This is a genomic window from Luteibacter sp. UNCMF366Tsu5.1 (genome assembly GCF_900119235.1).
Taxonomy (GTDB): Bacteria; Pseudomonadota; Gammaproteobacteria; order Xanthomonadales; family Rhodanobacteraceae; genus Luteibacter; species Luteibacter flocculans.
The window spans coordinates 2,027,074-2,053,052 of sequence record NZ_FPIS01000001.1 but is presented as its reverse complement, the minus strand read 5'-3'; the positions used below and the strand labels follow the sequence as shown (position 1 = coordinate 2,053,052).

Sequence of the window (25,979 nt, the reverse complement as noted above, 5' to 3'; positions counted from 1 at the left end):
TGCGGCCGTCGCTATCAAGGTGCCGTCGTCGTGCCATGCCATTCGTAGAGGAAGTCCCATACGCCGTGGCCGAGCCGCATGCCGCGACGCTCGAAGTGCGTCTCCACGCGCCATGCGGGACGCTCCGCTGTCAGCCCCGGCCCGAGGCGGTTACGCCAGCCCGGCGCCGCTTCCATCGTTTCTCGCATGTGCTCGGCGTACGCTTCCCAATCCGTCGCCAGATGAAGCAGGCCGCCCGGCGCCATGCGCGACGCAAGCAGCGCCACGAACGCCGGCTGGACGAGACGACGCTTGTTGTGACGCTTCTTGTGCCATGGGTCGGGAAACCAGATACGGACTTCGGACAGGCTGCCGGCAGGGATCTCGTGCTCCAGCACTTCTACCGCGTCGTGCTTGTAGAGACGCACGTTGCTGGCATCGCGAGCCGCGAGCGCATTCATCAGCCGACCGACACCCGGGCCGTGGACTTCCACGCCGACGTAATCGCGAGCGAGATCGTGCTCGCTGGCCCACGCGAGCGCTTCACCGTTGCCGAAGCCGATTTCCAACACGCGCGGCGCATGGCGACCGAAGGTCGCGTCGAGGTCGCGTTCCGTGCCGGTGTAGTCGAGGCCGAAGCGCGCCCAGTGATCGTCGAACGCGCGCTGCTGTGCGGGCGTCATGCGTCCCTCGCGCAGCACGAAGCTGCGGATGCGGCGGTGAAACGGCGCGTCGCCGGAGGTCTCGTCGTCGTGGGTCATGACCATGCCGTTCCGCCGAAAGAGGATGAGCATTCCGCAACGCGATGCACAGCGATGCGGGGCAGGGAGAGTGAGTTCATGCAGGCTATCCGTCGAAGGGCGCGGCATGGCCGCTGCCTATGGCGTGAATCGTTGGGTGGCGACTCCGGGGAGTCGCACGCGGAATGAGGCGACAGACTCGACCTGCGATGTGTTTCCATCCCCAATGCACTGGGCCTGGCAGAAGCACATCGCAGCGGCGCGCATGCGCGTCTGGATGTCGGGTCGTCAACGGACAGGCATTGTAACGGCCGGTACGCGTGGCCGCAGCCGCTGGTGGCGTAGATCAGCGGCCGTCGCCGCGCCAGCCGCCATGCAGAGGAACGCCGGTACCTGGCTGGTTGCCCGAGCCGATGCCCGTGCCAGGCTGGGGGCCGCGGCTGTTCGTTCGGCCGGTGCCCGGCTGCGGCGCGCGGCTGTTGGTCATGCCCGTGCCGGGCTGCGCGGCGCGCGCGGCGTCCTCCGGCCGCACGGGCAGGTTGTTGCCGTAGCCGGGGTTCCAGCCGTGAGTCCAGCGGTCGCGATCCGACTGTCCCGGCTGGCGCTGTGGTGCGAGCTTCACGCCCGCGCCGCTGGCCGACGGTGCGCCACCACTGCCGGCGGCAAGGCTGAGGGGGCGTCCTTGATCGCGGTCGTTATCGCCATGGTGACCATCCGGGCCATCGTGATCGTGGTCATGGTCGGGCCGATCGTGGCCGCGCCCATCGCGATCGTTCCAGCCATAACCCGGCGGGTAGCCGCCGCCGTAGTAGCCGCTGTCGCCGTAGTCGTCCTGCTGCTGGTAGCTGCCGCCGCCCACGGGGACCTGGCCGCCGACATAGAGCCGGGCCGGCTGGGGCAGGGTGCCGGTGCTCACCGTCTCCCGACGCACGGGCGCCGACGGCCCCGAGATATAGCTCACCCCCGGCTTCGGCATGTCCGCCGTGGACACGCTGCGGGATTGCGCAGCGACCGAACCCGCGGCAAGCGCCAGGCCCGCGACGATGGAAAGCGAAAGTATCCGATGCATGCCCCGGCCCTCATGGGATTCCCGGCAAGATTATGCGCGCCCCGCCGACACGTAGCGCAGCCGCCACCGGATACGTTCAGCGACCCGCCACCTTCCCCCCATCGCCGCACTCGTATTACCATCCAGGCCCGACGCGGGTGTAGCTCAATGGTAGAGCTGTAGCTTCCCAAGCTACTGACGAGGGTTCGATTCCCTTCACCCGCTCCAGCATCCCTTGTAGCCTTTGCGGCACATCGGTTGCAGGCAATCAGCGATACCCGGAAACGGCCTTCAAAAAGGTATCGTTTGAGGTATCGCCTTCGTGCCAAAGCCCCTTTTCCTGCATCGCCCTGCCGGACTCTACGTCCGCTTTCGTGTGCCTGCGGACCTGCTGCCCGTGGTTGGCTCCCACTTCTTTGTCCGCCGCCTGCGGTTGGTAACCGCCGGCTTCTCATGCCGCTCCGTGAGGTGTGTAGGAAATCCCTGACAGACACGGGTGCGAATGAGCTGGATGATTTCCCAGATGGGGTTGCCGGATGTGCATGCCCTGCTAACTGGGGAAGGGACATGCAGAACGCTTCAAAACTGGTCCGAATGACCATTCGCAATATCGGATGCGTCGGGCCGGACGGCCTGACGGTCGAGCTCGACAATGTTGTGTGTTTGGTTGGCAAGAACAACGCCGGCAAATCGACAGTCCTAAAGGCTTACGCACTTGCCGTTGGAGCAGAGACTTTTTCCGCCGAGAAAGACCGGTGCCAGCACTCGAAAGATGATGAGTTCAGTGAGGTCGAGCTTGAGGTACACATTCCCAAAGGAATTGGCAACGTCGACGAAAAATGGAAGCGGCCAGAGGGCGAACTCCTGATTGTTCGAAGCCTCTGGCGATGGGCGGCGCCTGCATATAAAGCAGACCGTTGGACTTGGGATCCTGAGACGGCTGAGTGGTCAACCGAAGGCAAGGCGGGAGGCGCAGACAATGTCTTTAAGTCGCGACTGCCCAAGCCCATCCGCATCGGTTCCCTCCAGGACGCCGAGGGGATGGAAAAGACACTGTCGACCATGGCCCTTGCTCCGTTGCTGGCAACCATCGAACTTGAAAGGGCGAATGCAGGGTCTCAACTGGCTGGGGCCATTGCTTCAGTCGCCGAAAAGCTTGCGGGACTCGGCAATGCACATGAGCAGCGTTTCAATGAGATATCCGAAAAGGTCGGGCAGAGTTTCCAGGGTGTCTTTCCCGGGCTAGGAGTTCGCCTTACCGTTCAGCCGACCCAGGTTGTTCCAAAGGTTGAGTCTGGCCTGAAGGTCAAGGACGGCGACGCTGAAACAGCGATCCCCCAGCAGGGCACGGGTGCCCGCCGGGCGCTGTTCTGGGCGATGGTTCAGGTCCACAACGAGCTGACCCGGTCGGAGAAAACCCGTTCGACGTATCGGGAGCGGCTCGTCAAGCAGTTGGCTGAGGCCAAGGCTCCGAAAGGGAAGAAGGCTGTTGTGGACGAGGACGCCGTGGCGGCCCTGCAAGCACAATTCGATGCTTTCGAAGCTGGAGGTGCGATTCCAGAGGATGCCGATGACCCCGCCTTTCCAGGTTACTTGCTGCTCATCGACGAACCAGAGAATGCCCTTCATCCCATGGCGGCGCGTGCCGCCCAGAAGCACCTCTATCGGTTGGCCGAAAGTGCGGACTGGCAGGTCATGATGACTACTCACTCTCCATATTTCGTCAATCCGTTTGAAGACCACACCACCATTGTCCGGCTGGAGCGCGGCGGCGACGGCAAGAGGGTGAGTCCGAAAACATATCGGTCGGACGACATCACCTTCGAGGGAGAGCAAAAGCAATGGCTCCAGGCCATGCAGCACATTGACCCGAGTCTTGCGGAAATTTTCTTTGGGTCCTATCCGGTGCTTGTCGAGGGCGACACGGAGCATGCGGCATTCATGGCTGCCGTCCTCGAACAGGAGCACCAGCTCGCTGACAAGGTCACAGTGGTTAGGGCTCGGGGAAAAGCCATCCTGCCAGCGCTCATCTCCATTATGGAGCACTTCAAGATTGACTTTGGCGTTGTCCACGATTGCGACACGCCGTTCAGGAAGGACGGATGTGCCAATGGCATGTGGGCGCAAAACGAGACCATTCGGGCCGCCATAGAAAAGGCGAGGGCCGTCGGAATCAATGCGCGCCATCGGGTGAGCGTGCCTGACTTCGAGAGGTTTCTCGGTTACGAGGAGCAATCGAAGGACAAGCCCCTTTCAGCATATCGGGAGGTTGCGAAAAATGCGGAGTTCAGGGCGAAGGTACAGGCCCTACTCGATGGTCTGACCACTGGAAATGACCACGACCCCTATCCCACCGAGGGTATCCAGAAGGAAGGTTATATGACGCTTCTTCGGGCTTCGATTGATAAGTGGGCGACGGAAGCGGGCGTTGAAACCAATCCGCGTTTCAAGGGGAACACTTAATAGTCACCAAGCGGAGCAGTGTGCACGCCCCTTCCTTGAGGATACATAGTCACCGACCACGCAATGAACAAAATGTTAGAGAAAACCGGAATGGTGTTGGTGAAGGGTGCCCAAGTTGTGTTGGTTGACGAGGAACGGGGCATCGTTACTGTGATGCATCACGGTGAGCCCTCGCTGTTTAGATTTTCGTTCCGAAGATGCCAGAGACTTGGCCACGAAGGGTGCTGATGGGACTCTTGATCGACGCCGAGGCAACAATGGTGACTCATTCAAGTTCAGACAATTCCGGTCCCGATATATGGCAGTAGGAGCCTTTTTCGCAGGGTTCCCGGACGTCCGCGACGAAATGCATTGGGTCGACGAGGTCGAGTCGCCAATGGAGATTGAGGTCGTGTCCGTGGGAGAATAATTTTTCTCACACGTTGAGACGGCGGTTGGCCACGCTTCGCGGCTGGCCAGATTTAATCGGTCAACCGCCACCACCGGTGAAATGTCCATGCGAAAGACCGAACAAGCCGCCTGGTTCAACCCCCACGCCTCGCCCCTTGAGCGTTACATGGCCTGCAAGGCCATGGCGAAGGGGTATGCCGAGAGTCGCAAGACCGACAAGGCCCGGCTGAGCCATGCCCGGGCATTTTGCGCAGCCGTGCTCGATGCCTACTGGGCTGCAATGTGCAAGCAGAACGCCTCCGGCATGAAGGCCAAGGCATTCGAGGCGGACTTTGCTTCGTTGCCGGCCGAGGCGGGCTCCATGGCCGGACAGATGGGCGAACTGGTAGCCACATTCCCGGTCGAGGACGCAGGGTTTCTGGTCGGTTCGATCTATACCGTTATGCTTCCGGACGCCCTCCGGTCCAGTCTTGGCGCGTTCTATACCCCACCCCCCTTGGTCAGCCGACTTCTGGACCTTGCCGAGGACGCGGGGTTCGATTTTGTCTGCGGCAGCGCGATTGACCCGGCTTGCGGTGGGGGGGCCTTCCTCGCCCCCGTAGCGCTGCGCATGGTCGCAGCGGCCGAGCAAGCAGGGGAGGAGCCGAGCTGGATTCTGGCCCGACTTGGCAAGCGTCTGGCCGGCGCAGAAATCGATCCCTTCGCCGCCTGGATGACCCGGGTCCTCCTGGACGCCGCCCTTATCCCCCTGTGCAAGGCCGCCGGCCGGCGTCTGCCGGACGTGGTCCGGGTTGGGGACTCCCTCCAGGGTGACCTCGGGGAGGGCTTTGACCTTGTGGTGGGCAATCCTCCCTATGGCCGGGTGACCCTGGGCGAGGACATGCGGGCAACCTACGCCCGGTCGCTTTTTGGCCACGCCAACCTCTATGGCCTGTTTACCGACCTGGCCCTCCGGCTTACTAAGCCGGGTGGGGTGGTGGCGTACCTGACCCCGACGTCCTTCCTCGGCGGCCAGTACTTCAAGGAGCTTCGTCGCCTGTTGACCACAGAGGCCCGGCCGGTCGCCTTCGACCTCGTGGCCGACCGAGACGGGGTCTTTGACGACGTCCTCCAGGAGACGCTCCTGACCACCTACCGGGTCGGGGGTGGGGCGGCTCCGGCAACCGTCTCCCTGGTTGTCCCGAAGGGACTGAATGCCGCCACGGTCCGCCCCCTTGGTCCGGTGTCGCTCGATGCTTCGGGTGACCCCTGGCTCCTGCCCCGATCGGAGGCGGATGCAGCCTTCATGGGGACCATGGCCGGCATGGCGACCCGCCTGGCGGACATCGGCTATGCGGTCTCCACCGGACCTCTCGTGTGGAACCGGCACAAGGACCAGCTCCGTACCAAAAAGACCAAGGGCGTTTTGCCCATCATCTGGGCCGAGAGCGTGACTGGGGAGGGCTTTGCCTTCGCCGCTGACCGCCGGGGGCACGTGCCCTTCATCGAGCTTAAGACCAGGCAGGATCACCTGGTCGACACCCAGGCCTCCATCCTTGTTCAGCGGACGACCTCCAAGGAGCAGGCCCGGCGCATCATCGCTGCCGTCATGCCCCAGGACTTCATCGACCGGTTCGGTGGGGCGGTGGTCGAAAATCACCTCAACCGCATCGTGCCGACCACGCTGGTGCCGCCCGCAATCCGGCCAGAGACCCTGGCCGTGGTCCTCAACACCGAAGTCGTCGACCGCGCGTTCCGCTGCATAAGTGGGTCGGTCGCGGTTTCGGCCTATGAACTCAATGCCATCCCCTTGCCCTCCATCGACGGGCTCCAAGCCGTCGAACGCATGCTGGAGGAAGGTGCACCCCTGGTCGCCATCGAACGGAAGGTGGCTAGCTTCTATGGATTGACCCTATGACGTTGCCCGTTGTCCCGCCTGTCTCCCTCATCCTTGAACGTCTGTCCCTGATTTTCCCGGAAGGGACCGAGCACCGGAACTACGTGGTCCGGACCATGGCGGCCAACACCGTGTTCGTCATGCTCTATGTGGGGGCGGTGGAAGGCACGGATCGGTTCCTGCGACCGAGCCAGGTCACCGACATGTCCGACGCGCAGGCGGAGCGGCTTGGGGACGACGACCGGGAGGCGTGGACCAAACTGTCCCTATCATCCACCAAGGACCGACCAGCCAACACCTGGTACAAGCCCAATACCCGGGAGCCCATCCGGGACGAGACCTTGCGCCTTGGGTTGATTCCTCTCGGTGCGGTGGTCGAGCGGACGGATCTCCCGACGACGTCGGCCAAGCCGAAATACGCCCTTGCTCGGGACTTCGTTGCCCTGTTTGATGAGGATCTGATCGGAGATGCGCTGGAAACGGCCATTGCCGCGTGGCGTCGGGCCCACCTTTCCCAAGCGGCCATGGCTCGCATGCACATCATTCGGGAGGGGCGAGTTCGTTACAACGACTCCGTGGTTGTGACCTTCCCCAGCGGAGAGACCAGGTCGATGAAGGCGGGCAAGTCCAGCGTCATCACAAAAGCGGTCATTGAGGAGTACGCGGTTCGCTTCCTGAAAGACCCAGTGGTGCTCTGGCTGTCGGAGTCGGGCAACAAGGTCGTCCAACAGGATGACAATCTGGCCCGGAGGTTGAAGCTTCGCATCGACCCGTCGAAGGCGCTCCCGGACATCATCCTGGTCGACCTTGGTGAACAGGTCGATGGGTCGGAGCTATTGGTGGTTTTCGTGGAGGTGGTGGCAAGCGATGGTCCTGTGCATGCACACCGCAAGAAAGCCCTTACCGAGATTGCCATCCAAGCGGGATTTGAGTTGTCGAGCCTGCGGTTCCTGACCGCATTCGAGGATCGGAGCGACCCCGTATTCAAGAAGACGGTGTCGGAGCTGGCATGGGACACGGCAGCATGGTTTGTGTCAGAGCCAGCGCACATCGTGCTATTTGAGTCCTCCGTCGCTTCAATCATGACGAAGACAGACACATGACCAGTCTTTGGGAAAACACTATGGCGGCAGTGCTGGGGGAAGCGGATTCGGCATGTGAACCACGGTGGCAGTTTGCTTCCCGACGGACTGCTCTGGTTGCCGGACTGAAAGGCTGAGTAACTCTATTTCTGGCCGATCCGTGAAAGTCAAATTTGGAATGGAATCGTAATGAACTTCAAAACATTTGCATCTGGTCTCATGGTATTGGGATCGTTGTGGATGTCGCAGCTTGCACTGGCGACGCCACAGTCCGGAACGAAGTTGCCCTCTTGGGCCATAGGCTTCTGGAAGATCTCGTACAACGAAGACGCGCTCCCGCCAGACACATTCGAACTCACCGCCGACGGACATTATGTGTCGCAAGGCATGCATTGCGATGCTCACTACGTCGGAGACGTGCACGTGTACAAGGGGGAGTTCTATGTCAGAGGGGTCATCCCAGGGAAGGGGCCTATGGCGTTCCTGCTTGTGCCAAATGAACACCACCAACTCGGCTTTACATCTACGCGAACAGGGAACAATGCGGTCTACAGCAAGCTCGCTGAAAACCCATGCAAAGAGGCTGCCGCCGCTCCGCTGTCGCGCTGACCGCTGTATTCAATCCAAAAGGCGTGGTGGTTTGGAGAGGGCTAAGGCACAGATTCAATCTCCACGGACGAGGGCGTTCACCCAGACTCAAGACGCGATGTCCGCGTCCGCGCGAACCGCGTGCGTGTAGCGCGATGCTCATGCGCGACGGTGCGGCATCGGCGAAGGCCCCGTAGCCCGGAAGATAGGTAGGCATGGGCGTACCCAGCAGGTCACGACTGCACGTGACGTGATCGAACATCTGCACCTTCGGACCGCATCGACCATCGCTTCAGGCCGCTCAATGACTATGGAGCGGCGCGGCCACTACACGGCTACATGCCATGCCCACCGTGAGACATGACCGGACCTTGCGATTGCATCTGCTGCTGCGTCACCTGCTGGCCTTGCGCCTGCTGTTGCGCTTGTTCGAACTGCTGCATGGCTTGCGGCCATTTGGCGCCGCTCTGCTCCATCGGCGTCATCGCTTCCGCCGTGGGCACGCTCGTCCGCAAGTCGAACAAATGGTCCGTTCGCCCCGGCGGGGTCTGCACCGACCACAGCCGCTGGCCGTCGGTCGATAGCGCGACCATGTCGATGCGCTGCAAGCCATCCGCGCGGGCTTGCACGGCGGCCGCCGAAGCCAACTGGTCGGTGTGAACGTCCGGGGTTCGGCCCAAGCTCTGGTCTAGGGCGACAACATGCCCACGAGCTTGTTGGTAAAGCGCATGGTCCGGGTGCGACGGATCGTCCAGGCGCTGTGGCGCCACGGGCACATGCTGGTATTGATGCGGACCGTCCGCCGTGTGGTCGAACGCGTGCTGAGTGGCCGGTTGGGTGCTGCTATCCAGATACGGGATGGACTGCTTCGAAGGCGCCAGATTTAGCCCTGCCTTCTCCATCATGTCCTCGTACAACCCGGCGTGTTGCATGTTGATCTGAATTTGCGGCGCCGGGCCTCTGCCGTGTGAGGCGGCTCGCTCTTCGGCGCCGATGGTTGCCACTGCCCAGCCGGCGTAATAGTTCGGGTAGTCCTCCACACCGCTGTGTGCCAAGGCCATCGGATTGCGGTTGTCGCCCGGCTGTCGATGTGCGGCCGTAGGTCGATCGAAATAGTTGTGGCCCATTGCGGCAACGTTCGCTGGCGTGAAGGGCATGCTCAAGTCAGGATTGAGTTGAACATTGCCATGGGCGACAAACCCCGCCCCATGCCGCTCGATGAAGTCAGCCGTCCGCGCAGGCAATGCATTGGCCATGTCGGTCAGCGTGACGTGGCCTTGGTCGTGCTGCACGCGGCTGCGCAGCGCATTCCACCCGGCAATTTGCGCGCCGGCTTCGTCATCACGCCCACTCTGAATGTGCCGCTCGATCAACGCGGTGTAGTCATGCACCGGACCGGGCGAGGCAGCCATCGTGCGCACATCATGAACAAACACGGTCCTTGCTTGCGCGGCAGCTTGTGCGTTGAATCCGTGTTGGACTTCATGCCCGATGACGAAGGTCAAATCATGCGGGTTGTAGGTGCCCGAACTGTGCGCACCTCGGGTCATCAGCGATTCGCTGACCAGGTTCATGGCGTGGTCGGAGGCGTTGAAGCTGCCTCCTACGCCCGCACCGGGTGCGGTGAACGCAAAGGATTCGAGGATGCGGTGCGACGGTTGAAGTGGGTCGGTCGTCGTGGCGGCTCGCTTGATTTGTTCAGCCAATGCTGGCGAATTGTTGAGCGTGCCTTGCAAGTTATTTAGCATGTCCGGGGTGACCGCTTGGCTCACCCCCGCGGCGTCGGTGTAACTCTTTGCGCCAAACTCCGTGACCATCGCTTGCACGCGCAGCACGGCACCTACGTCAGGGTGCGAGCCGGCGAAAGCGGATATGGGTAAGGTCATCGTGCCAGTCGTGCGGTCGTATTCGCCCACGGGGCGATCGGGCGTGCCAGCGGCCGCGAGTGCAAACCCGTTCAGCGCACCGCGCGCCGCCTGCGTATCCAGGCGTTGGCTCACGTCGGGGTCGGCGGACAACGCAGCGCGAAGTGCCGATACATCGGCGAGGCTGACGCCGGGCTGTTGAGCAAACTGCTGGACCGCCGCATCAAGAGCCGGATGGGGTGCTGCCATGGCAATCCTTTTTCGGTCAGTGACCGTCGCTGGTCTGGATGGCGAGCACGCAGGCGGTGCCGTCGATGTCCGTGCCGTCCCGCGGGGTCAGGGTCAACACCACATCGTTCTTGCTGAACTCGATGGCCAGGATGCTTCCGATTTCGGAAGGCACGGGTCGCTCGACCCAGCCGTGGGCAGTCAACGTGCTGCGCAACCGGTCAAGGGGCAATGCACACACCGGCGTGGCATCAGCCGACCGGTCCGGATGGTCGAACCAGAAACGGAAGCCGTTCTTCATCGACGGTCGGGCATCGGACTGCTGCACCCAGTAGGTCCAGCCTCGGCCGATATCCGGGCTGTGGTAGACCGTCCAGCCCGCACCGTTTTCGGAGTCGGGGCCGAGCGTCACACCGAAGGCATGTCCCAGCGGTGCGGGCTTGAGCTTATCGGTGCTGTCCAGGGTCGTCAGGAAAGCCAGCAAATGGTCAACGGCGTCGCGCGCCCCGGGCAGCGCGTGGGCTTCAAGGGAAGACGGCATGGCATGGTCCTGGGTGGAGAGCGGAGCCGGGCTGGCGGGAGTGCGTGGCGCGACTTGCTGGGCCGGTGTGGCGCAAGCGACCAAGATCGAGGCCAGAAGGCTAGCCAGTAGCGAGGCAGGGCGCGTCATCGAAGCATCGTCCGTGGCTCCTATCGGATTAGCCGCCTTGCGGGCGGGTGGTCCATCTTAACGAACAGCTCGCGCGCTTTTGTAGGACGTGGCGAACGGGGTTGACCCCTCATCAAAGGCTCGCGCCATCAACCTATCGCTTTATCGACGCTGGTAGACCACGCCCTGAACCAAGACCTGTTCGGTATCCGGCTTCTCGTCAAAACGTCTATGTGCATGGGCAATGGCGGCTTGGTTCTCGTTCGCCCAGTCGACCAGCGCCATGACCGGCTTCAGCAGCGTTCTTCCCAATTCAGTGAGTTCGTAATCGACGCGGGGAGGAATCGTCGGATACATCGTGCGCGTGATCAGGCCATCGCGTTCGAGTCCTCGCAGGGTCAGCGTCAGCATGCGTTGCGAAATGCCGTCGATGCCACGCTTCAATTCATTGAAACGCTTCGGACCGTTCGCCAGCGTGGCGATGATGTAGAGGCTCCACTTATCGCCGATGCGATCCAGGATTTCGCGGGTTGCCAAACAGCCGCCATCGTCTGGGGCGGGCATATCGCTAGGCTGCTCAATGTAACCAGGTGACATGCGTGTGCCTTCTTGTGAGGAAAGGGTAGGAACCATACGATCCTTCGTATGAGCTGGTAAGTAAAAATAAAAAAGCTACTTAGTTCTTACTTTATACCTTGGAGCGTTCATGAGCCATATCCTGCTCGTCACATCCAGCCCGCGCGGGGCTGAAAGCCTCTCCAGCCGCTTCGCCACGGACATTGCCGAAGGCATCCAGTCGCGCTTGGGTGGCTCGTTGACCGTGCGCGACCTCACCGTGAATCCGCCGCCGCACATCACGTCGGCCTATATCGAGGGCCGGACTGCGTCGCCTGACGATCGCACGCCGGAACAGGTGGAGGCGGTAAAAGTCGCCCAACATTTCGTCGATGAGTTGAAGGCCGCCGATGTGATCGTGCTCGGTTCGGGCATGATCAACTTCGGCCTGCCCACACAGCTCAAGGCGTGGTTCGATCATGTCACCTGGCCACGCGTCACGTTCGGCTATGGCGACACCGGGCCGAAGGGGCTGCTGACCGGTAAGAAGGTCTACCTCGTCACTGCGTCGGGTGGCGTGTTCTCGGAAGGTGCTTGGGCACCGTTCGACTTTCAGACCAACTATCTATTGCACCTGCTCGGTTTCATCGGCCTGACCGACGTTGAAGTAGTGCGTGTCGAAGGCACTGTCCTGGGCCCCGATGCGGTCAATGCCGCTATCGCTGACGCCGAAACGACCATTGCGGCGCTGCTGACGAAGGCGGCGTGAACTGATGGCCGAGAAAAAAACGATCGCGTTGTTCGGTGCGACCGGAGTAACCGGCAGCTACATCATCGAAGAAGCCTTGAGGCGTGGCTACAACCTGTCGGTCTATGCGCGCGATCCCAAGAAGCTCGCATCGTACGCGGGAAAGGTCGATATCGTCGTGGGCGATCTGCAGGACCGCGGTGCTATCGCGCAGTGCGTCAAGGGTGCCGATGCGGTCATCAGCGCGTTAGGTCCCAACAGCCTCAAGGTGCAGGGAGATAAGCCTGTCATGCACGGTCTGACTAATATCATGGCCGCCATGAAACAGGTCGGCGTGCGTCGCCTCATTCAGATTTCCACCGCAGCCTATCGCGACCCGAAGGATGGGTTTGCCTTCGGCACCCACGCATTCGCGTTCCTGTTCAAGGTGATTGCGCGGAAGGGATTCCAAGACGTCAAGGCGACGGCCGAGCTGATCGCTGGTTCGGATCTGGACTGGACGCTGGTACGCGTCCCGAACCTGAAAGATGGCGCCGCGAACGGCAGCGTCGATGCGGGTTGGTATGGGCAGACCAAGCTCGGCTCGAAGCTTTCCCGAGGCAATCTTGCGAAGTTCGTGGTCGGCCAGGTGAGTGACACGCAATTCGTGCGTGCCGCGCCAGGCATTGCCGATCATTGACGCAGAACCCCCCTCAGAAAGGTGAGGAAGGCACATGGATGAACCTCTGCGATGTACGCGCCCTCCACAAGCCACGACGCTGGCTCAGGAGCCTCTTTTCATGACCATCAATAATGCTGTCGCGGGGCACGCACCATGAGCGGATTTACCGATGCCGAAGTCCCCAATCAAGCGGGAAAGACGTTCATTGTCACTGGCGCAAACACCGGCATAGGTTTCGAAATAGCGAGCGCGTTGGCAGCGCGGCGAGCAAAGGTGCTTCTTGCATGCCGCGACGAGGCGAAGGCGCGAGCTGCCATGAGCCGGATTCGTCGTAACCATCCGGACGCGTTCCTGGTCTTCTTGCCACTTGATCTCGCCGACATGACGAGCGTACGTAACGCGGCACTATTGGCGGAAAAGGAACCTCGCATCGATGCGCTCATCAACAATGCGGGTGTGCAAGGGCCTCAGCTAAGACACACGGCGCAAGGCTTCGAACAGACATTCGGCGTCAATCACCTTGGAACCTTCGCATTCACCGCGCTCATGGTGCCCAAGCTGGCGAGGAGCCCGGGTTCGCGCGTCGTTGTCACGAGCAGCGGTCTGCATAAGGGCGCGAAGATCGATTGGGACGATCTTGATGCGGCAAAGAGCTACCAGTGGATGCCGCGCTATGCAGCCAGCAAGCTTGCGAATCTGCTTTTTGTCTTCGAGTTGGATCGGCGACTGCGGGCGGCGGGTTTACCTGTGATGGCGGTGGGCTGCCATCCAGGCCTTGCCGGAACCGACCTTGCGCGTAATAGCTGGTGGGGCAATATCGCCATGTCGATGATCGGTCTGCTCTTCAATACGCCAGCCCAGGGCGCGTGGGGAGCACTGCAGGCGGCGACTGGCCAAGTAAAGGCCGGCGGCTACTACGGGCCGACGAAAGCTTCGGAATTGCGCGGACCGTCTGGCGAATGCAAGCCGTCGGAGGACGCGCGAAACCCGGAGTTCGCAAGGCGACTGTGGGACGTATCGGTTCAACTGACCGGAATCGATCTCGAACTGCCCGCACATTCGTAGCGGGAATATCAGTCACGACGACGAAGTGAAGAGATTGCCTCGGCAATACAGGCTAGCCTTCGATGCGATCGCTCTCTGACGATCGCCCGCTGCTCACCTTCATGTCATGTTGCGCGCAAGCTCATTTGAGGTCTGGTGGTTCGAGCGGCGTCAACTTACGGGTGGGGCACAAAGTTACTGAACGCGCAACAGCACCTGAGCCACCGCATCGGCTACCGCTTCCGGCCGCTCGATGACCATCGCGTGGCCGGTACCTTCAATGATGAATTCGCCCTCTGCCATGTCGCGTAACCGTGGCGGCACACCCATTCCCTGAGGGGTGCGCTCGCCGTAGATGAGGAAGGTGGGGACGTGGGCCATCACCATCATCACGTCGGCCGAATATCCAGGGCGTAGCGTTTCCATCAGTACCGCACGGGCTGCGGCGTGGATCGTCTGGGCGTTTTGATGATTGAGCAATTCGCTCAGGCGTTCGAGGGCCTTACCGCTCAAACGGTACCCGTCTGAGGTGAGCAGGCCGCCGGGGTCGCGTCTGGCACCTTCGAGCCAATCCGCCACACCTTGCACCGTCATGGGCGCGAGGCGAGAGGAGAGAAACGCATCGCTCGGCGCGAGATTGCCCTCGGCGCTGACCAGCGCAGTGATGCGATGCGGGTACTTGCGCGCATAAGTGATGGCAACGGCGGCACCAGCGGAATGAGCGACCAGCACCGGAGGCTTTCCACCCAGTTCTCGGTCGATCCATTGAGCCAGATGGTCGACCTGATGCGCGATACTCATGCGCGATGGGGCAGCATCGGCGTACGGCCCATAGCCTAGAAGATCGGGGGCGTGGACGTACCCAGCAGGCAACCCCGTCGACAGCTCCGGAAAGCGCAGGTGTCCAATGAATCCATGGATATAAACAACCGGTGTATGCATGCGCTCCCTCCCTGGTCTTTATCGGCCAAACGGTGATTCTCTGCAACGGGTAACGGTGCACGGGAGCGGCACAATGCAATGTGGTCCCGCATGTACTTCATGATCGCCCGTTGCGTGCCGGTGCGTTCGGGAAAGTGAATTTGGAACGCTGATCTGGCCACAACTTGATCACTATGAGATAAATCGGTCGTCAGGATGTGGCTTGGTGATTCGTTACCGCTGACGGGTGGGTTTGCTGCTCCTCGCACTGACCGCATGTGTGAATCGTTCGATATCGGTGGCTGGCAGTAGGCGCACGCGTGAGGGTCAATGAACGATTGGGGGGGCGGATGAGCGGTCGCAGCACGCTACAGGTCGTTTCGATCATGGTGATCGCCCTCGCTATCTCTGCATGCAGCTTCTTCGACGTCACACCGGCCAAGCCGGACGCGACAGGCGTCGTTCGCATCGGTTGCAGCATGATGAGCGGGGGAGGTTCTGACGAGATGGCTTTCTGTGACCAGAAGGCGCGGGAGGCATGCGATGGACCGGCGTTGTTGCTGGAGTCGACCTTCGGGGCGCCCCAGGCTGACCCCAAGACCGGATTTCCCGTTGCGGGTTCGATGCGATCGGGCGTAGCGCGTTATCAATGCACACCTCGGTAGCAGGTAGCTCGCGTTACGACGATCGGAACCGAAGCGAAGGGAATAACGCGGTCGAGACGTTGAGACGGTCCGCACGTGCTTGGAGGCGCGGGTGAAGACTTTTCTGCTGGTTGCCATGTGGCTACCGATGATCGTTCTCGGTCACGTGCTTGGCGCGCTGTTGTTCGAGGAGGGAACGCCCGCCAGCTATGCATTTTTCATTGCCTGGCCGATCGCGAACATCGCTCTCGCCTATAGGCTCTGCCAGAAGGACGGCCACATTCTGGTGGTGCGATTGATGACGTTCTTCCTGGCAGAGTTTGCGACTCTCGCCATCGTTCTTCTCTACTTCGGCTAGGCGCTCACATGCACGCCAATACGTTGGGTCATAGCCCATAGGTCACGTTGGCACGACACTCTGCCGCCTGTAGCCTGACTACACATGTAGGCAATCAATGGGGATGACCGTGCGCAGCGCAATGACAGCTTTATTCGCCTTGCTATCGGTATTCGCTTCCGCCGTATCGCAGGCCGATGAGGTCTGGATTCTCCGTACCGACCTGTGGCGATCGCCGGCCTTTTCGACGCTGCGCGTGCATGAGGACGCGAGCCGATTGAGCGGCACGCTGGACGGGGATGCCATCGAGGGGAAGGTGGAGAAGGACTGGTTATCGATCGCCAGCACGGACAAGCAAGGCCAGGTGTCGCGCTATCGGCTTCAACGGATGGGCGCGTCCGTCACGGGCACGGCGGACCTGCCGGACCCCAACGACGCCACGCGTCGCGCGACGCATGCAGTTACAGGCTGGCGCGTACCCGAGCGACAGGGACCGCCACGAACCATCGACTATCACCCCACGGATTACTCCAATACCTGGGACGCCGACCGTCATCCCGTGCTCGTCGTATGGCCGGGCGACACCATCCATACCACGACGATCGACTCGGGCGGCGTCGACGAGAACGGCAAGACGCAAGCGCTGTTCGGCAATCCGCAAACGGGACCGTTCTTCATCGCCGGTGCGGAGCCGGGTGACACGTTGGTCGTGCATATCCGTCGATTGCATTTGAACCGTGATTACGCGGACAGCCTCGATACGGTAGTGGGGCGAGCACTCGGCATGTCGCTTGCCAATGGCGCCGCGGCGCTTGGTAGGCCGGTGCGCTGGACGCTCGATCGCGAGAAGGGCCTCGCCCGTCCTCAAGGCGCCACGGGCGCGCTCGCTGACTTTGCCGTCCCAGTGAAACCGATGCTCGGTGGCCTCGCCGTGGCGCCCGGCTTCGGCATGCCGCCGATCTCCACGGGCGACACGGCGCGCTTCGGCGGCAACATGGACTTCAACGAAGTGATCGAAGGCAATACCGTCTATCTTCCCGTGCAGCAGCCGGGTGCGCTCCTCTACATGGGCGACGCGCATGCGTTACAGGGCGAGGGGGAGACATCGCAGTACGCACTGGAAACGTCGATGGACGTGACGGTCACCGTCGACGTCATTCACGGGCGCAGCGTGTCCATGCCTCGCGTCGAATCGCCGTCGCAGATCATGGTGCTGGGGCAGGCGGGTTCGCTCGACGAGGCGTTGAAATTTGCCAGCACGGGCATGATCCAGTGGTTACAGCAGGACTACGGCATGACCCTCTCGCAGGCGGCGCAGGTGATGGGTTCGGCCGTCCATTTCACGGTGGCTAATCTGGCCGGGCGAAGTGTCGGCGTGGCGGCGAAGCTGGACAAGTCATTGCTTCCGGCGCCCCGTCGGGAATGAGGACGCCTACGACGTGCGGGTTCGCATAAACGCATCGTTTCGGTTGACGTTGATCGCGTGCCGCGCTTTCATCGGAATTCGTCCCCGTTGGATTCCCCACCCAATGTCATTTCGCATGCGTCGTCTCCTGGCCGGCATGGCCTTGTCCCTTGCCGCCGGCAGCAGCCTGGCCGCTCCTGCACCTGCCGCCCCGTGGTGGAAGCACGCCCTCATTCTTGAGGTGTATCCGCGCAGCTATGGCGACAGCAATGGCGATGGTGTGGGTGACCTACAAGGCATCCGGCAGCACCTCGACGATGTGCAGAAACTGGGTGCCGATGCCATCTGGATCACGCCGATGTACCCATCCCCGCAGGTCGACTTCGGCTATGACGTCGCGGATTATCGCGTCGTCGATCCGACCTACGGCACGCTGGCGGACTTCGATCGGCTGATGGCCGATGCGAAGCAGAAGCACATTCGTGTCCTCCTCGACATGGTGCTCAACCACACTTCGGACAAACACGCCTGGTTCGTGGAGTCGGCGTCGTCGCGCGACAACCCGAAGGCTGATTGGTACGTGTGGAACGACGGCGTCGATGCGAACGCGGCGAGCGTCACGCCGTTCCAGAAGCGCTTCGTGCATGACGGCAAGGTGCCGCCCAACAACTGGGAATCCGTGTTCGGTGGTTCCGCGTGGGAATGGGTGCCGGCTCGCAAGCAGTTCTACTACCACCGTTTCTATCGCCAGCAGCCCGATCTCAACTGGCGCAACCCGGCGGTGGAAAAGGCCATGTTCGACGCCATGCGCTTCTGGCTCGACCGCGGTGTGGCCGGCTTCCGGCTCGATGCGATCTCCACGCTGTTCGAGGACCCGCAGTTGCGTAACGACCCCGAGCGCGGCGGTACCAATGCCTATGGCGATCCGAACCTGCACACCCAGTACAGCGACAATCTTCCGGACGTGCACGACGTGATGCGTCGCCTGCGCAAGATGGTGGACGGTTATCCGGGCGATCGCGTGCTGATCGGCGAAACGTATACGCCGAAAACCGCCGACCTCGTGCCATGGTACGGCGGTGCGCAGAAGGACGAGCTGCACCTGCCGATGGATTTGATCCCCGGCTTCGGTTGGCAGGCCGCGTTCGACGCCAACTGGTTCCGCAAGCACCTGCGCGATGCGCAGACGGATCTTCTCGGCGAGCCTCCTCTGCTGGTCTTCGACAACCACGACAACCCGCGCTCGATCGATCGATTCGGCGACGGCAAGCATGACCTTGCGCGCGCGAAGGTGATCGCCGCCATGCTGCTGACGAATCGCGGCGTGGCGCTTACCTATTACGGTGCCCCCATCGGCATGACCACCAGCACGCCTACGCGCAAGGAAGACGTGCGCGACCCAGTGGGCATCACTGGATGGCCGAAGGATAAAGGGCGAGACGGCGAGCGCACGCCGATGCAGTGGACGACAGGACCTCAGGCCGGTTTTTCGACGAATCCAGCGACGTGGTTGCCGGTGGCGTCGAACTATCGCACCGTCAATGTCGCGAGCGAGATGGCCGACAGCGGATCGCTTCTTCAGTGGTATCGCACCTTGATCGACCTGCGTCGCAGTAACCCGTCGCTGCACGACGGCGCGATGACCTTCGTCGATACCCAGAACCCCCACGTGTTGACCTATGTACGTGAAGGCGCGGAGCCGGTGCTTGTTGCCATGAATTTCAGCGGCGAGCCGCGTCCGTTGGCCTCGGGGATCAAGGCTAGCGCTGTCCGTACGCTGGCTGCCAGCGACGATGCGCTGAAGGCGGCGCACTCGCTCGACGGCACGACGCTGCCGCCGTACTCCGCGTGGATTGTCGCCTTCAAGCGGTAGTCGCGCTGTTCCAGCCGGTGCGGTGCGCTCGTCGACGAGCGCACCGCACCCACCGATCACTCGGCCGCCGGGAAATCCACGTCCGTATCGTTGATGCGGTTGAACGTATTGGTGAAGGTGATCTGCGAGATCGCGAAGGCCATCGCGACGAGCTGTGCATCGCTGTAGCCGGCCTCACGGATGGCGGTCACCGCTTCCGTCGGAAGCGTGCCACGCGTCTGCATCAGCGTCAGCACAAACCGGGTCAACGCATCGCGCTTCGCATCGCCCGTCGGCTCGAGATGGCGCAGGGCGCGGACGTCTTCCGCGCTAAGCCCGGCCAGCTTGCCCAGCATGTTGTGTGCAGCCACACAGTAGTCACAGCCGCTCTGCGCGCTCGCCACCAGCTTGATCGTTTCCAGGTCCTTCCGCGCGAGGCCGGCACCGGCAAGTACGGCGTCCGCGTTCAGATAGGTGTCGAGCACGGCGGGCGCGAGCTGGCCGAGGGTGGCGTATACGTTGGGCAGCTTGCCACCGGTTCCCTTGCGGACCTTGGCATAGACCTCGGCAGTGGAGCCGGTGGCGGTATCGACGGCGGGAGTGGCGATGCGGCTCATGGGGTGTCTCCGGGTGGGTTTGAAGTTGGGACCAGTTTGCTCGTCAGAATTGATCTCGACGAGATCGAAAGAAATCAATAAAGTGCTCAAAAAGCTCACGAGCGTCCCTTCATGCCCACCGATATCGATTGGCTCAGCCGTTTTCTGGGGATCGTGACGGTGGCTGGCCGTCTGGAGATTCGCTGCGCGTATGGCGCGCCATGGCGGATCGCCCAGGAGGCGTCATTGCCGGGCGAGATGCCGTATCACGTACTCGCTCGGGGCACCGCCCACCTGAATGCGCCGGATGGCAGCGTGACCGCCCTGCAGGCCGGCGACATCGTGCTTTTCCCGCATGGTTCGGCGCATGTTTTCGTGGATGGCAGCGGTCTACCTCCCGCGCCGACGCACGAGCGCGAAACGCTCAACGTGCTGGTGAGTGAGAACGAGGGGCAGGGCGAGCGGGTCGACATGCTATGCGGTCGCTTCACCATCGCCGCGCCGCATGATCGCTGGCTGCGCAGCTATCTGCCGTCGACGCTGGTCGTTCATGCCGGACGCGATGCCGAATCTGGGGCGGCCGCGTTGCATCTGGCGAATCTGATCGAGTTGATGCGTTCGGAGTCGGTGAACGAACGCCTCGGTGGTTATGCCATGTTGAACGCGTTGTCCGCCGCGCTGTTCGCTCTGGTGCTTCGCGTGGCGAGCGATGCCGAGGCGCCGCCACCCGGGCTGCTCGCCTTGGCGGCACATTCGCGTCTGGCGCCGGCCATCACGGCGATGCTCGCCGATCCGGCGCAGGTATGGACGATCTCGGAGCTCGCCGCTCTGTGCAGCATGTCGCGCGCGACCTTCATGCGTCACTTTCAGGACGGTCTCGGACGTTCGGCCAGCGATTTCTTGCAGGACATCCGCATGAGCATGGCGGCCAATGCGTTGAAGAACCCGGCGCAATCGACCGAGGCGGTGGCCGAAGCCGTGGGTTATCAGTCCGTTTCCGCGTTCCGCCGTGTCTTCGCCCAATGGGCCGGTGTGACGCCCGGCGCGTGGCGCAGACAATATCGCGAGGACGCGGCGGCGTGATCGCAGAACGACCGCACAGTCTCGCGTATCGACGCGCACAACGCCTTGCATTTTCGACACGCGCGTGCGCATTCCGTGCGCGCGTTCACCGTGGCAGTCGACTCGCGCCCATGTCGCTTGACCATGTCGTGCCGCTGCTCATTAATAGCGGTCTTGGCGACATCGCCCGTCCTCTTACGGCTAAGCCCATTCTATGAGCGTCATCCCCGAGTCCGATCTCACCGAACGCCGGCCCCTGACCCGTGGCGACGCCAAGACGTTGCTTCTGGCGGCACTGGGCGGTGCGCTGGAGTTCTATGACTTCGTGATCTTCGCGTACTTTGCGAAGACGCTCGGCCATCTGTTCTTTCCGCCCGGTACGTCGGACTGGCTGGCGCAGTTGCAAGCGTTCGGCATCTTCGCGGTGGGTTATCTCGCGCGCCCCATCGGCGGTCTGGTCATGGCGCACTTCGGCGATCGCGTCGGTCGCAAGCGCATGTTCACGCTGAGCGTCTTCCTCATGGCGGTACCCACCTTGCTTATCGGTGCGCTTCCCACTTACGGCACGATCGGCGTATTCGCTCCGGTGCTGCTGACCTTGCTGCGCATCGTTCAAGGCATCGCCATTGGTGGCGAAGTGCCCGGTGCCTGGGTATTCGTCGCCGAGCACGTGCCGAGGCATCGCATCGGCCTGGCTTGCGCCAGTCTGAGTTGCGGGCTCACCGTCGGTATCCTCATCGGCTCGCTGGTGGCGGCCGCCATGAATGCGTACCTGTCCGAGGCGGCCATGCTTGCCTACGGTTGGCGTATTGCCTTCGTGCTCGGCGGTGTCTTTGGTTTCTTTGCCGTCTACCTGCGCCGCTGGTTAAGCGAAACCCCGGTGTTCACACGCCTGCGTGAGCGCAAGCAGCTGACGACCGAGCTGCCTGCGTGGGTCGTGTTGCGCGATCACCTGCCGGGCGTTGCCTTGTCGATGGTCGTGACCTGGGTACTCACCGCGGCCATCGTCGTCGTGATTTTGATGACCCCTACGCTCATGCAGACGGCGTTCCACGTCGCACCGGATCGCGCCTTTGCAAGCGGCAGCCTTGCGGCGTTCGCGCTGTGCGTCGGTTGCCTGCTCGGTGGGTTGCTCGTCGATTGGCAGGGCAAGGCGCGAGCGATGCTGGTCGCGTCCATCGGACTTGGCGTCAGCACGTATGCGCTGTACGTGGACTTGAAGTCGGGCGGCGCACTCCTGTTCGCGCTGTATCCGCTCGCAGGTCTGTTTGCGGGCGTCGCGGGCATCGTGCCTTCGGTGCTGGTGGCCTCGTTTCCGGCAGCGATTCGGTTCTCCGGTATCTCGCTGTCCTATAACGTGGCCTATGCCATCTGCGGCGCGGCGACGCCCGTCGTGGTCGGCTACCTCGCCAAGACGGCCGGCGGGCTGGGGCCGGCGCATTACGTCGCTCTGGTGAGCCTGGTCGGCGTGGCCAGCGCGATCTACATGCTGCGCTCACGCCGTTGGTTCGGCGCATAAGTCGGCCACCTTAAACGTTTCACGCGTTTTTCATGCGCGTGACGATCGCAGGCCCAACTGGCTTGCATGATCCAGTTGCGTCGGCCCCGCCGCTTCGGCATCCTTTTCCCATCGTGGCAGCCGCCGCGAACACGGCGCGTTCCCCTCGCGCCATCGTCGTCCCCCAACCGTCGCTCCAGACCATGACTGACGTCATCACCCTAGGCTGGCGTGAACGGCTCGCACTGCCGTCACTCGGCGTCCCTGCTCTCAAAGCCAAACTCGACACGGGAGCGCGTTCGTCGTCGCTGCACGTGGAGTGGCTTGAGGTGGATGAGCGCGCCGACGGCACGTGGTTGCGCTTCCAGGTCCGCGTCACGCGCAAGGGTGCGTTGTCGGAGCCGTGCGAGGCGCGCGCCACGGGGCGGCGTTCGGTGACCGACTCGGGCGGGCATACCACCACGCGCTGGTTCATCCTTACCGAGATCGAACTGGCCGGCCATCGCTTCATGGCCGAGGTGAACCTCACCGATCGGCGGCACATGCTGTTTCCTCTTCTGCTCGGCCGCACCGCGCTCCTTGGGCGCTTTGCGGTCGATCCTTCGCTCTCCTACTCGCAGACGCCGCGCCGCGCCGTCCGGGAATCGTTATGAAGATCGCCATCCTGTCGCGCAATGCGCGGCTGTATTCCACACAGCGGCTGGTGGAGGCCGCGCGTAAGCGCAAGCACACCGTGAGGGTGATCGATCCCCTGCGCTGCTATATGAGCGTCGCGCCGCAGTCCTTCGCCATTCACTTCAAGGGCAAGCCACTGGGGCCCATGGATTGCGTGATCCCCCGCATCGGCGCGTCCAGCACGTTCTACGGTACGGCGGTGCTGCGCCAGCTCGAGCTGATGGGGGTGTTTACGCCGAACCCGTCCGATGCGGTGCTGCGCGCGCGCGATAAATTGCGCTGCCTGCAATTGCTGGCGGCGCGCGGCGTGGACATGCCGCTGACCGCCATCGGCGACAACCCCGACGACACTGCCGACCTCATGGCCATGCTCGGCGACCCGCCGCACATCATCAAGCTGAACGAGGGTACCCAGGGTGCCGGCGTGGTCCTGGCCGAGAAGCGGTCGGCGTCCCAGAGCGTCATCGAGGCGTTCCGTGGCCTCTACGCCAACTTCCTCGTTCAGGAATTCATCCGCGAGGCCAACGGCCAGGATCTGCGCTGCTTCGTGGTGGGCGACCAGGTGGTGGCCTCCATGCAGCGGTCGTCCGCACCGGGCGAGTTCCGCGCCAATCTGCACCGGGGCGGCAGTGCTGCTTCGGTCGCCCTGTCCGACGACGAGCGCCGGGTAGCGGTCGAGGCCGCCTCCGCCCTGGGTCTGGAAGTGGCAGGCGTGGATCTGCTGCGCTCCTCGCGCGGCCCGCTGCTGCTGGAGGTCAACGCGTCCCCGGGGCTGGAAGGCATCGAGGGCAGCACGGGCGTAGATGTGGCGGATGCCATCATTGCCCATTGCGAGGCGAGGCTGGCCGAGCGCCCGGTGGTGCCGAAAGTGCGCCGCGCCAGGGCCCGCAAGGGGTTAACAGCGATTTAAAGGGTGCTCCCCTATAAAGATCCCACTGTGATTCCGCGAGGCGGGGTAACGGTATCGGGGCAGTAGTTCTTTCGGCCCGGGCGGGTTCTCCCGCCCGGGCCTCTCTTTTGCTGCTGTCCGCTTCACGCTTTCCCCGTTAAGCTTGCAGTCGCAATACTTGTAAGACTCAAAGCGACCGCACAACGGAGTGCCGCATGCGCGTTCTGGTCATCGAAGACAACACAGACATCGCGACCAACATCGGGGATTACCTCGAAGACCGGGGCCACGTGGTGGATTTCGCCGGCGACGGCGTCACCGGGCTACACCTGGCCGTCGTTCACGATTTCGACGTCATCGTGCTCGATCTGACCCTTCCGGGTATGGACGGGCTGGACGTGGCGAAAAAGCTCCGTCACGAGGCGCACAAGCAGACCCCGGTGCTCATGCTCACCGCCCGTGACTCGCTGGAGCACAAGCTCACCGGCTTCGAGTCCGGTGCCGACGACTACATGACCAAGCCTTTCGCGCTGCAGGAACTGGCCGCGCGCCTGGAAGTGCTCGCGCGCCGCGGCAAGGGTCCGCAGAGCCGTGTGCTGAAGGTCGGTGGCCTGACCTACAACCTCGACACGCTCACGGTCACCCGCGAAGGCAAGTCGATCCAGTTGAACCCCATTGGCCTCAAGCTCCTGCAAGCGCTGATGGAAGCCAGCCCCTCGGTGGTCACCCGCCAGGACCTGGAGCAGCGCGTGTGGGGCGAGGAACTGCCTGACTCCGACTCGTTGCGCGTGCACATCCACGGTCTTCGCGCAGCCATCGACAAGCCGTTCGAAAAGCCTTTGATCCACACGCGTCACGGTATTGGATACCGCATGGTCGATCCGGATGCGGTCCAGACGTAAGCTCCGCTTCCGACTGATCGTCACGTTCACGCTGTTCGGGTTCGGCCTGAGCGCGCTGTTCGCGTTCGCGGCGCTGAACATTCGTGCGCGCGTGGAAGAGCAGTTGATCAATTCGACCATGCAGGACGAGGTCGATTCGATCAACGAGAAGGTGCTCGCCAATCCGAATGAGGCGCCGCCGATCGAGATCGTGAAGGGCGCCACTTTCAGCGATCGCACGATCTACAAGGCGCCGCTCGCGTGGCAGTCGCTCGACACGGGCGTGCACGATATCTACGAGGTCGGCAAGGACGGGAAGAACCACCATTACAAGGTGGCCGTTCGCCGTAAGGGCGGCATCATCAACTTCCTGCAGTTCGACGTGTCGCGCGACGAACTGGGCAAGCGTCAGTTGCTGACCAGCGTGATCGCGGCGGTGTTCCTGTTCGGTTTGATGTCGCTGGTACTCGGTGTGTGGCTGTCGTCGCGCGTGTTGCGTCCGGTGACCGACCTCGCGCGCCGCCTGCGCGACTTCCGCCGCGTGGGCAAGGCAGAAGCGCTGGCCCCCCATTTCGCGGACGACGAGGTGGGCGAGCTGGCGGTGGCGCTGGATGAATACGCGATGCGCCTCACATCGGTCGTCGAGCGCGATCGCGAATTCAATTCCGACGTCAGCCACGAGCTGCGTACGCCGCTTGCGGTGATTGCCAGTACGACCGAGCTACTGCAGGGATCGCCGGATCTCACCGACAAGCTGCGCGAGCGCCTCAAGCGCATCGAGCGCGCATCGCGCCAGGCCACCGAACTGATCGAAGCGTTGCTGCTGCTCTCCCGCGCCGAGCGCCGTGGGCCGACGCGCGGCGAGACCACAGATGTGGCGAAGGTCGCTGCCGACGTCATCGAGAGCCAACGTCCGCAGATGGGCGGCAAGCCGATCGAGATCGAATTGATCGCCGACGGCTCGGTCACTGTAAACGCACCGGCCTCGGTCGTGTCGGTCGCCCTCACCAACCTGATCGGCAACGCGATCAAGTACACGATGGAAGGCATGGTGACGGTGCGTGTGCTCGAAGGGCGCATCGACGTCATCGACACGGGCCCCGGCATCAAGCCGGAAGACGCGGAGAAACTCTTCCAGCGCGGCATCCGCGGTGAGAGCGCCACGGGCGGTGGTGCGGGTCTCGGCCTCGCCATCGTGCGCCGCCTGTGCGAGCTGTATGGCTGGGACGTCTCGCTGCGTCCGCGCCCCGAAATGGCCGGTGCCATTTCCACCATCGACTTCCGCTGACCGCACCACCCTGGT

General features: G+C 62.6%; 23 protein-coding genes and 1 tRNA gene. 17 read left to right on the top strand and 7 right to left on the bottom strand.

Translation table 11 applies throughout. The features are described 5' to 3' along the window. Nucleotides 1-14: 14 nt before the first annotated feature. Both trmB and BT115_RS09160 read right to left on the bottom strand, forming a co-directional pair. On the bottom strand, nt 15-740 hold the full coding sequence (gene trmB / locus BT115_RS09165) for a tRNA (guanosine(46)-N7)-methyltransferase TrmB (RefSeq protein WP_072322338.1): 726 nt from the start codon (nt 738-740) through the stop codon (nt 15-17). Nucleotides 741-1,065: 325 nt separating this feature from the next. Next, nucleotides 1,066-1,788, bottom strand: coding sequence for a hypothetical protein (locus tag BT115_RS09160; RefSeq protein ID WP_072322131.1), 723 nt, complete (start codon nt 1,786-1,788; stop codon nt 1,066-1,068). A 133-nt stretch (nt 1,789-1,921) separates the two neighbouring features. Between BT115_RS09160 and BT115_RS09155 the strand changes: the two genes are divergently transcribed. From BT115_RS09155 to BT115_RS09130, 5 genes are all read left to right on the top strand, one after another. Beyond that, a tRNA-Gly gene (locus tag BT115_RS09155) sits at nt 1,922-1,995 on the top strand. A gap of 339 nt (nt 1,996-2,334) precedes the next feature. After that, nucleotides 2,335-4,230, top strand: a complete 1,896-nt coding sequence (locus BT115_RS09145; RefSeq protein WP_072322130.1) for an ATP-dependent nuclease — start codon at nt 2,335-2,337, stop codon at nt 4,228-4,230. Nucleotides 4,231-4,726: 496 nt separating this feature from the next. Beyond that, complete coding sequence (locus tag BT115_RS09140) at nt 4,727-6,517, top strand: HsdM family class I SAM-dependent methyltransferase (RefSeq protein WP_072322337.1); 1,791 nt, start codon at nt 4,727-4,729, stop codon at nt 6,515-6,517. Beyond that, complete coding sequence (locus BT115_RS09135; RefSeq protein ID WP_072322129.1) at nt 6,514-7,599, top strand: BsuBI/PstI family type II restriction endonuclease; 1,086 nt, start codon at nt 6,514-6,516, stop codon at nt 7,597-7,599. Before BT115_RS09140 ends, BT115_RS09135 begins: the two co-directional genes overlap by 4 nt. 168 nt (nt 7,600-7,767) lie before the next feature. Beyond that, the gene (locus BT115_RS09130; protein WP_072322128.1) at nt 7,768-8,187 is read left to right on the top strand and encodes a hypothetical protein; all 420 of its coding nucleotides are present in this window, start codon (nt 7,768-7,770) and stop codon (nt 8,185-8,187) included. Nucleotides 8,188-8,501: 314 nt separating this feature from the next. On the opposite strand, the gene BT115_RS09125 is transcribed toward BT115_RS09130, so the two are convergent. The 3 genes from BT115_RS09125 to BT115_RS09115 form a co-directional block, all read right to left on the bottom strand. Next, the gene (locus BT115_RS09125) at nt 8,502-10,280 is read right to left on the bottom strand and encodes an XVIPCD domain-containing protein (protein WP_072322127.1); all 1,779 of its coding nucleotides are present in this window, start codon (nt 10,278-10,280) and stop codon (nt 8,502-8,504) included. Between the two features lie 16 nt (nt 10,281-10,296). Continuing rightward, a complete protein-coding gene (locus tag BT115_RS09120) occupies nt 10,297-10,800 on the bottom strand; it encodes a hypothetical protein (protein ID WP_072322125.1) in 504 nt (167 codons plus the stop codon). A 270-nt stretch (nt 10,801-11,070) separates the two neighbouring features. Beyond that, a complete protein-coding gene (locus tag BT115_RS09115; protein ID WP_255369374.1) occupies nt 11,071-11,541 on the bottom strand; it encodes a winged helix-turn-helix transcriptional regulator in 471 nt (156 codons plus the stop codon). Between the two features lie 73 nt (nt 11,542-11,614). On the opposite strand from BT115_RS09115, the gene BT115_RS09110 reads away from it, so the two are divergent. From BT115_RS09110 to BT115_RS09100, 3 genes are all read left to right on the top strand, one after another. After that, nucleotides 11,615-12,232 carry an FMN-dependent NADH-azoreductase gene (locus BT115_RS09110; protein WP_072322123.1) on the top strand — a complete coding sequence of 206 codons (618 nt, stop codon included), beginning with the start codon at nt 11,615-11,617 and terminating at the stop codon, nt 12,230-12,232. 4 nt (nt 12,233-12,236) lie between these two features. Then, on the top strand, nt 12,237-12,890 hold the full coding sequence (locus BT115_RS09105; RefSeq protein WP_072322122.1) for an NAD(P)-dependent oxidoreductase: 654 nt from the start codon (nt 12,237-12,239) through the stop codon (nt 12,888-12,890). A 135-nt stretch (nt 12,891-13,025) separates the two neighbouring features. Then, nucleotides 13,026-13,937, top strand: a complete 912-nt coding sequence (locus BT115_RS09100; RefSeq protein WP_072322120.1) for an oxidoreductase — start codon at nt 13,026-13,028, stop codon at nt 13,935-13,937. 174 nt (nt 13,938-14,111) lie between these two features. Here the strand turns inward: BT115_RS09100 and BT115_RS09095 are convergent, their stop codons facing one another. Continuing rightward, nucleotides 14,112-14,858: an alpha/beta fold hydrolase gene (locus tag BT115_RS09095; RefSeq protein ID WP_072322118.1), complete on the bottom strand. Its 747-nt coding sequence runs from the start codon at nt 14,856-14,858 to the stop codon at nt 14,112-14,114. Nucleotides 14,859-15,593: 735 nt separating this feature from the next. Between BT115_RS09095 and BT115_RS09085 the strand changes: the two genes are divergently transcribed. The 3 genes from BT115_RS09085 to BT115_RS09075 all read left to right on the top strand — a co-directional run bounded on the left by BT115_RS09085 (nt 15,594) and on the right by BT115_RS09075 (nt 19,096). After that, complete coding sequence (locus BT115_RS09085) at nt 15,594-15,839, top strand: hypothetical protein (protein WP_072322116.1); 246 nt, start codon at nt 15,594-15,596, stop codon at nt 15,837-15,839. A gap of 121 nt (nt 15,840-15,960) precedes the next feature. After that, a complete protein-coding gene (locus tag BT115_RS09080; protein WP_072322336.1) occupies nt 15,961-17,244 on the top strand; it encodes an acetamidase/formamidase family protein in 1,284 nt (427 codons plus the stop codon). A 115-nt stretch (nt 17,245-17,359) separates the two neighbouring features. Next, nucleotides 17,360-19,096: a glycoside hydrolase family 13 protein gene (locus tag BT115_RS09075; RefSeq protein ID WP_083527398.1), complete on the top strand. Its 1,737-nt coding sequence runs from the start codon at nt 17,360-17,362 to the stop codon at nt 19,094-19,096. Between the two features lie 56 nt (nt 19,097-19,152). On the opposite strand, the gene BT115_RS09070 is transcribed toward BT115_RS09075, so the two are convergent. Next, the gene (locus BT115_RS09070; RefSeq protein WP_072322114.1) at nt 19,153-19,692 is read right to left on the bottom strand and encodes a carboxymuconolactone decarboxylase family protein; all 540 of its coding nucleotides are present in this window, start codon (nt 19,690-19,692) and stop codon (nt 19,153-19,155) included. 111 nt (nt 19,693-19,803) lie between these two features. Here BT115_RS09070 and BT115_RS09065 point away from each other — a divergent pair, with 111 nt between their 5' ends. The 6 genes from BT115_RS09065 (at nt 19,804) to BT115_RS09040 (ending at nt 25,964) form a co-directional block, all read left to right on the top strand. Continuing rightward, nucleotides 19,804-20,754 carry an AraC family transcriptional regulator gene (locus BT115_RS09065; RefSeq protein ID WP_072322113.1) on the top strand — a complete coding sequence of 317 codons (951 nt, stop codon included), beginning with the start codon at nt 19,804-19,806 and terminating at the stop codon, nt 20,752-20,754. Nucleotides 20,755-20,947: 193 nt separating this feature from the next. Further along, the gene (locus tag BT115_RS09060; protein WP_072322112.1) at nt 20,948-22,252 is read left to right on the top strand and encodes an MFS transporter; all 1,305 of its coding nucleotides are present in this window, start codon (nt 20,948-20,950) and stop codon (nt 22,250-22,252) included. Nucleotides 22,253-22,434: 182 nt separating this feature from the next. Further along, entirely contained in the window at nt 22,435-22,884 is a 450-nt protein-coding gene (locus BT115_RS09055) for an ATP-dependent zinc protease family protein (RefSeq protein WP_072322335.1), read from the top strand. Beyond that, nucleotides 22,881-23,816 carry a 30S ribosomal protein S6--L-glutamate ligase gene (gene rimK, locus BT115_RS09050; protein ID WP_072322111.1) on the top strand — a complete coding sequence of 312 codons (936 nt, stop codon included), beginning with the start codon at nt 22,881-22,883 and terminating at the stop codon, nt 23,814-23,816. Before BT115_RS09055 ends, rimK begins: the two co-directional genes overlap by 4 nt. A gap of 194 nt (nt 23,817-24,010) precedes the next feature. Beyond that, a complete protein-coding gene (locus tag BT115_RS09045) occupies nt 24,011-24,697 on the top strand; it encodes a response regulator transcription factor (protein ID WP_072322110.1) in 687 nt (228 codons plus the stop codon). Beyond that, the gene (locus tag BT115_RS09040; protein WP_072322109.1) at nt 24,681-25,964 is read left to right on the top strand and encodes a sensor histidine kinase; all 1,284 of its coding nucleotides are present in this window, start codon (nt 24,681-24,683) and stop codon (nt 25,962-25,964) included. Before BT115_RS09045 ends, BT115_RS09040 begins: the two co-directional genes overlap by 17 nt. The last annotated feature ends 15 nt before the right edge of the window (nt 25,965-25,979 follow it).

Excerpts from the sequence above, each read along its gene's own strand:
- trmB (WP_072322338.1), bottom strand. The coding sequence starts at position 740 with ATGACCCACGACGACGAGACCTCCGGCGACGCGCCGTTTCACCGCCGC.
- BT115_RS09160 (WP_072322131.1), bottom strand. The coding sequence starts at position 1,788 with ATGCATCGGATACTTTCGCTTTCCATCGTCGCGGGCCTGGCGCTTGCC.
- BT115_RS09145 (WP_072322130.1), top strand. The coding sequence starts at position 2,335 with ATGCAGAACGCTTCAAAACTGGTCCGAATGACCATTCGCAATATCGGA.
- BT115_RS09140 (WP_072322337.1), top strand. The coding sequence starts at position 4,727 with ATGCGAAAGACCGAACAAGCCGCCTGGTTCAACCCCCACGCCTCGCCC.
- BT115_RS09135 (WP_072322129.1), top strand. The coding sequence starts at position 6,514 with ATGACGTTGCCCGTTGTCCCGCCTGTCTCCCTCATCCTTGAACGTCTG.
- BT115_RS09130 (WP_072322128.1), top strand. The coding sequence starts at position 7,768 with ATGAACTTCAAAACATTTGCATCTGGTCTCATGGTATTGGGATCGTTG.
- BT115_RS09125 (WP_072322127.1), bottom strand. The coding sequence starts at position 10,280 with ATGGCAGCACCCCATCCGGCTCTTGATGCGGCGGTCCAGCAGTTTGCT.
- BT115_RS09120 (WP_072322125.1), bottom strand. The coding sequence starts at position 10,800 with ATGCCGTCTTCCCTTGAAGCCCACGCGCTGCCCGGGGCGCGCGACGCC.
- BT115_RS09115 (WP_255369374.1), bottom strand. The coding sequence starts at position 11,541 with ATGGTTCCTACCCTTTCCTCACAAGAAGGCACACGCATGTCACCTGGT.
- BT115_RS09110 (WP_072322123.1), top strand. The coding sequence starts at position 11,615 with ATGAGCCATATCCTGCTCGTCACATCCAGCCCGCGCGGGGCTGAAAGC.
- BT115_RS09105 (WP_072322122.1), top strand. The coding sequence starts at position 12,237 with ATGGCCGAGAAAAAAACGATCGCGTTGTTCGGTGCGACCGGAGTAACC.
- BT115_RS09100 (WP_072322120.1), top strand. The coding sequence starts at position 13,026 with ATGAGCGGATTTACCGATGCCGAAGTCCCCAATCAAGCGGGAAAGACG.
- BT115_RS09095 (WP_072322118.1), bottom strand. The coding sequence starts at position 14,858 with ATGCATACACCGGTTGTTTATATCCATGGATTCATTGGACACCTGCGC.
- BT115_RS09080 (WP_072322336.1), top strand. The coding sequence starts at position 15,961 with ATGACAGCTTTATTCGCCTTGCTATCGGTATTCGCTTCCGCCGTATCG.
- BT115_RS09075 (WP_083527398.1), top strand. The coding sequence starts at position 17,360 with ATGCGTCGTCTCCTGGCCGGCATGGCCTTGTCCCTTGCCGCCGGCAGC.
- BT115_RS09070 (WP_072322114.1), bottom strand. The coding sequence starts at position 19,692 with ATGAGCCGCATCGCCACTCCCGCCGTCGATACCGCCACCGGCTCCACT.
- BT115_RS09065 (WP_072322113.1), top strand. The coding sequence starts at position 19,804 with ATGCCCACCGATATCGATTGGCTCAGCCGTTTTCTGGGGATCGTGACG.
- BT115_RS09060 (WP_072322112.1), top strand. The coding sequence starts at position 20,948 with ATGAGCGTCATCCCCGAGTCCGATCTCACCGAACGCCGGCCCCTGACC.
- BT115_RS09055 (WP_072322335.1), top strand. The coding sequence starts at position 22,435 with ATGACTGACGTCATCACCCTAGGCTGGCGTGAACGGCTCGCACTGCCG.
- rimK (WP_072322111.1), top strand. The coding sequence starts at position 22,881 with ATGAAGATCGCCATCCTGTCGCGCAATGCGCGGCTGTATTCCACACAG.
- BT115_RS09045 (WP_072322110.1), top strand. The coding sequence starts at position 24,011 with ATGCGCGTTCTGGTCATCGAAGACAACACAGACATCGCGACCAACATC.
- BT115_RS09040 (WP_072322109.1), top strand. The coding sequence starts at position 24,681 with ATGCGGTCCAGACGTAAGCTCCGCTTCCGACTGATCGTCACGTTCACG.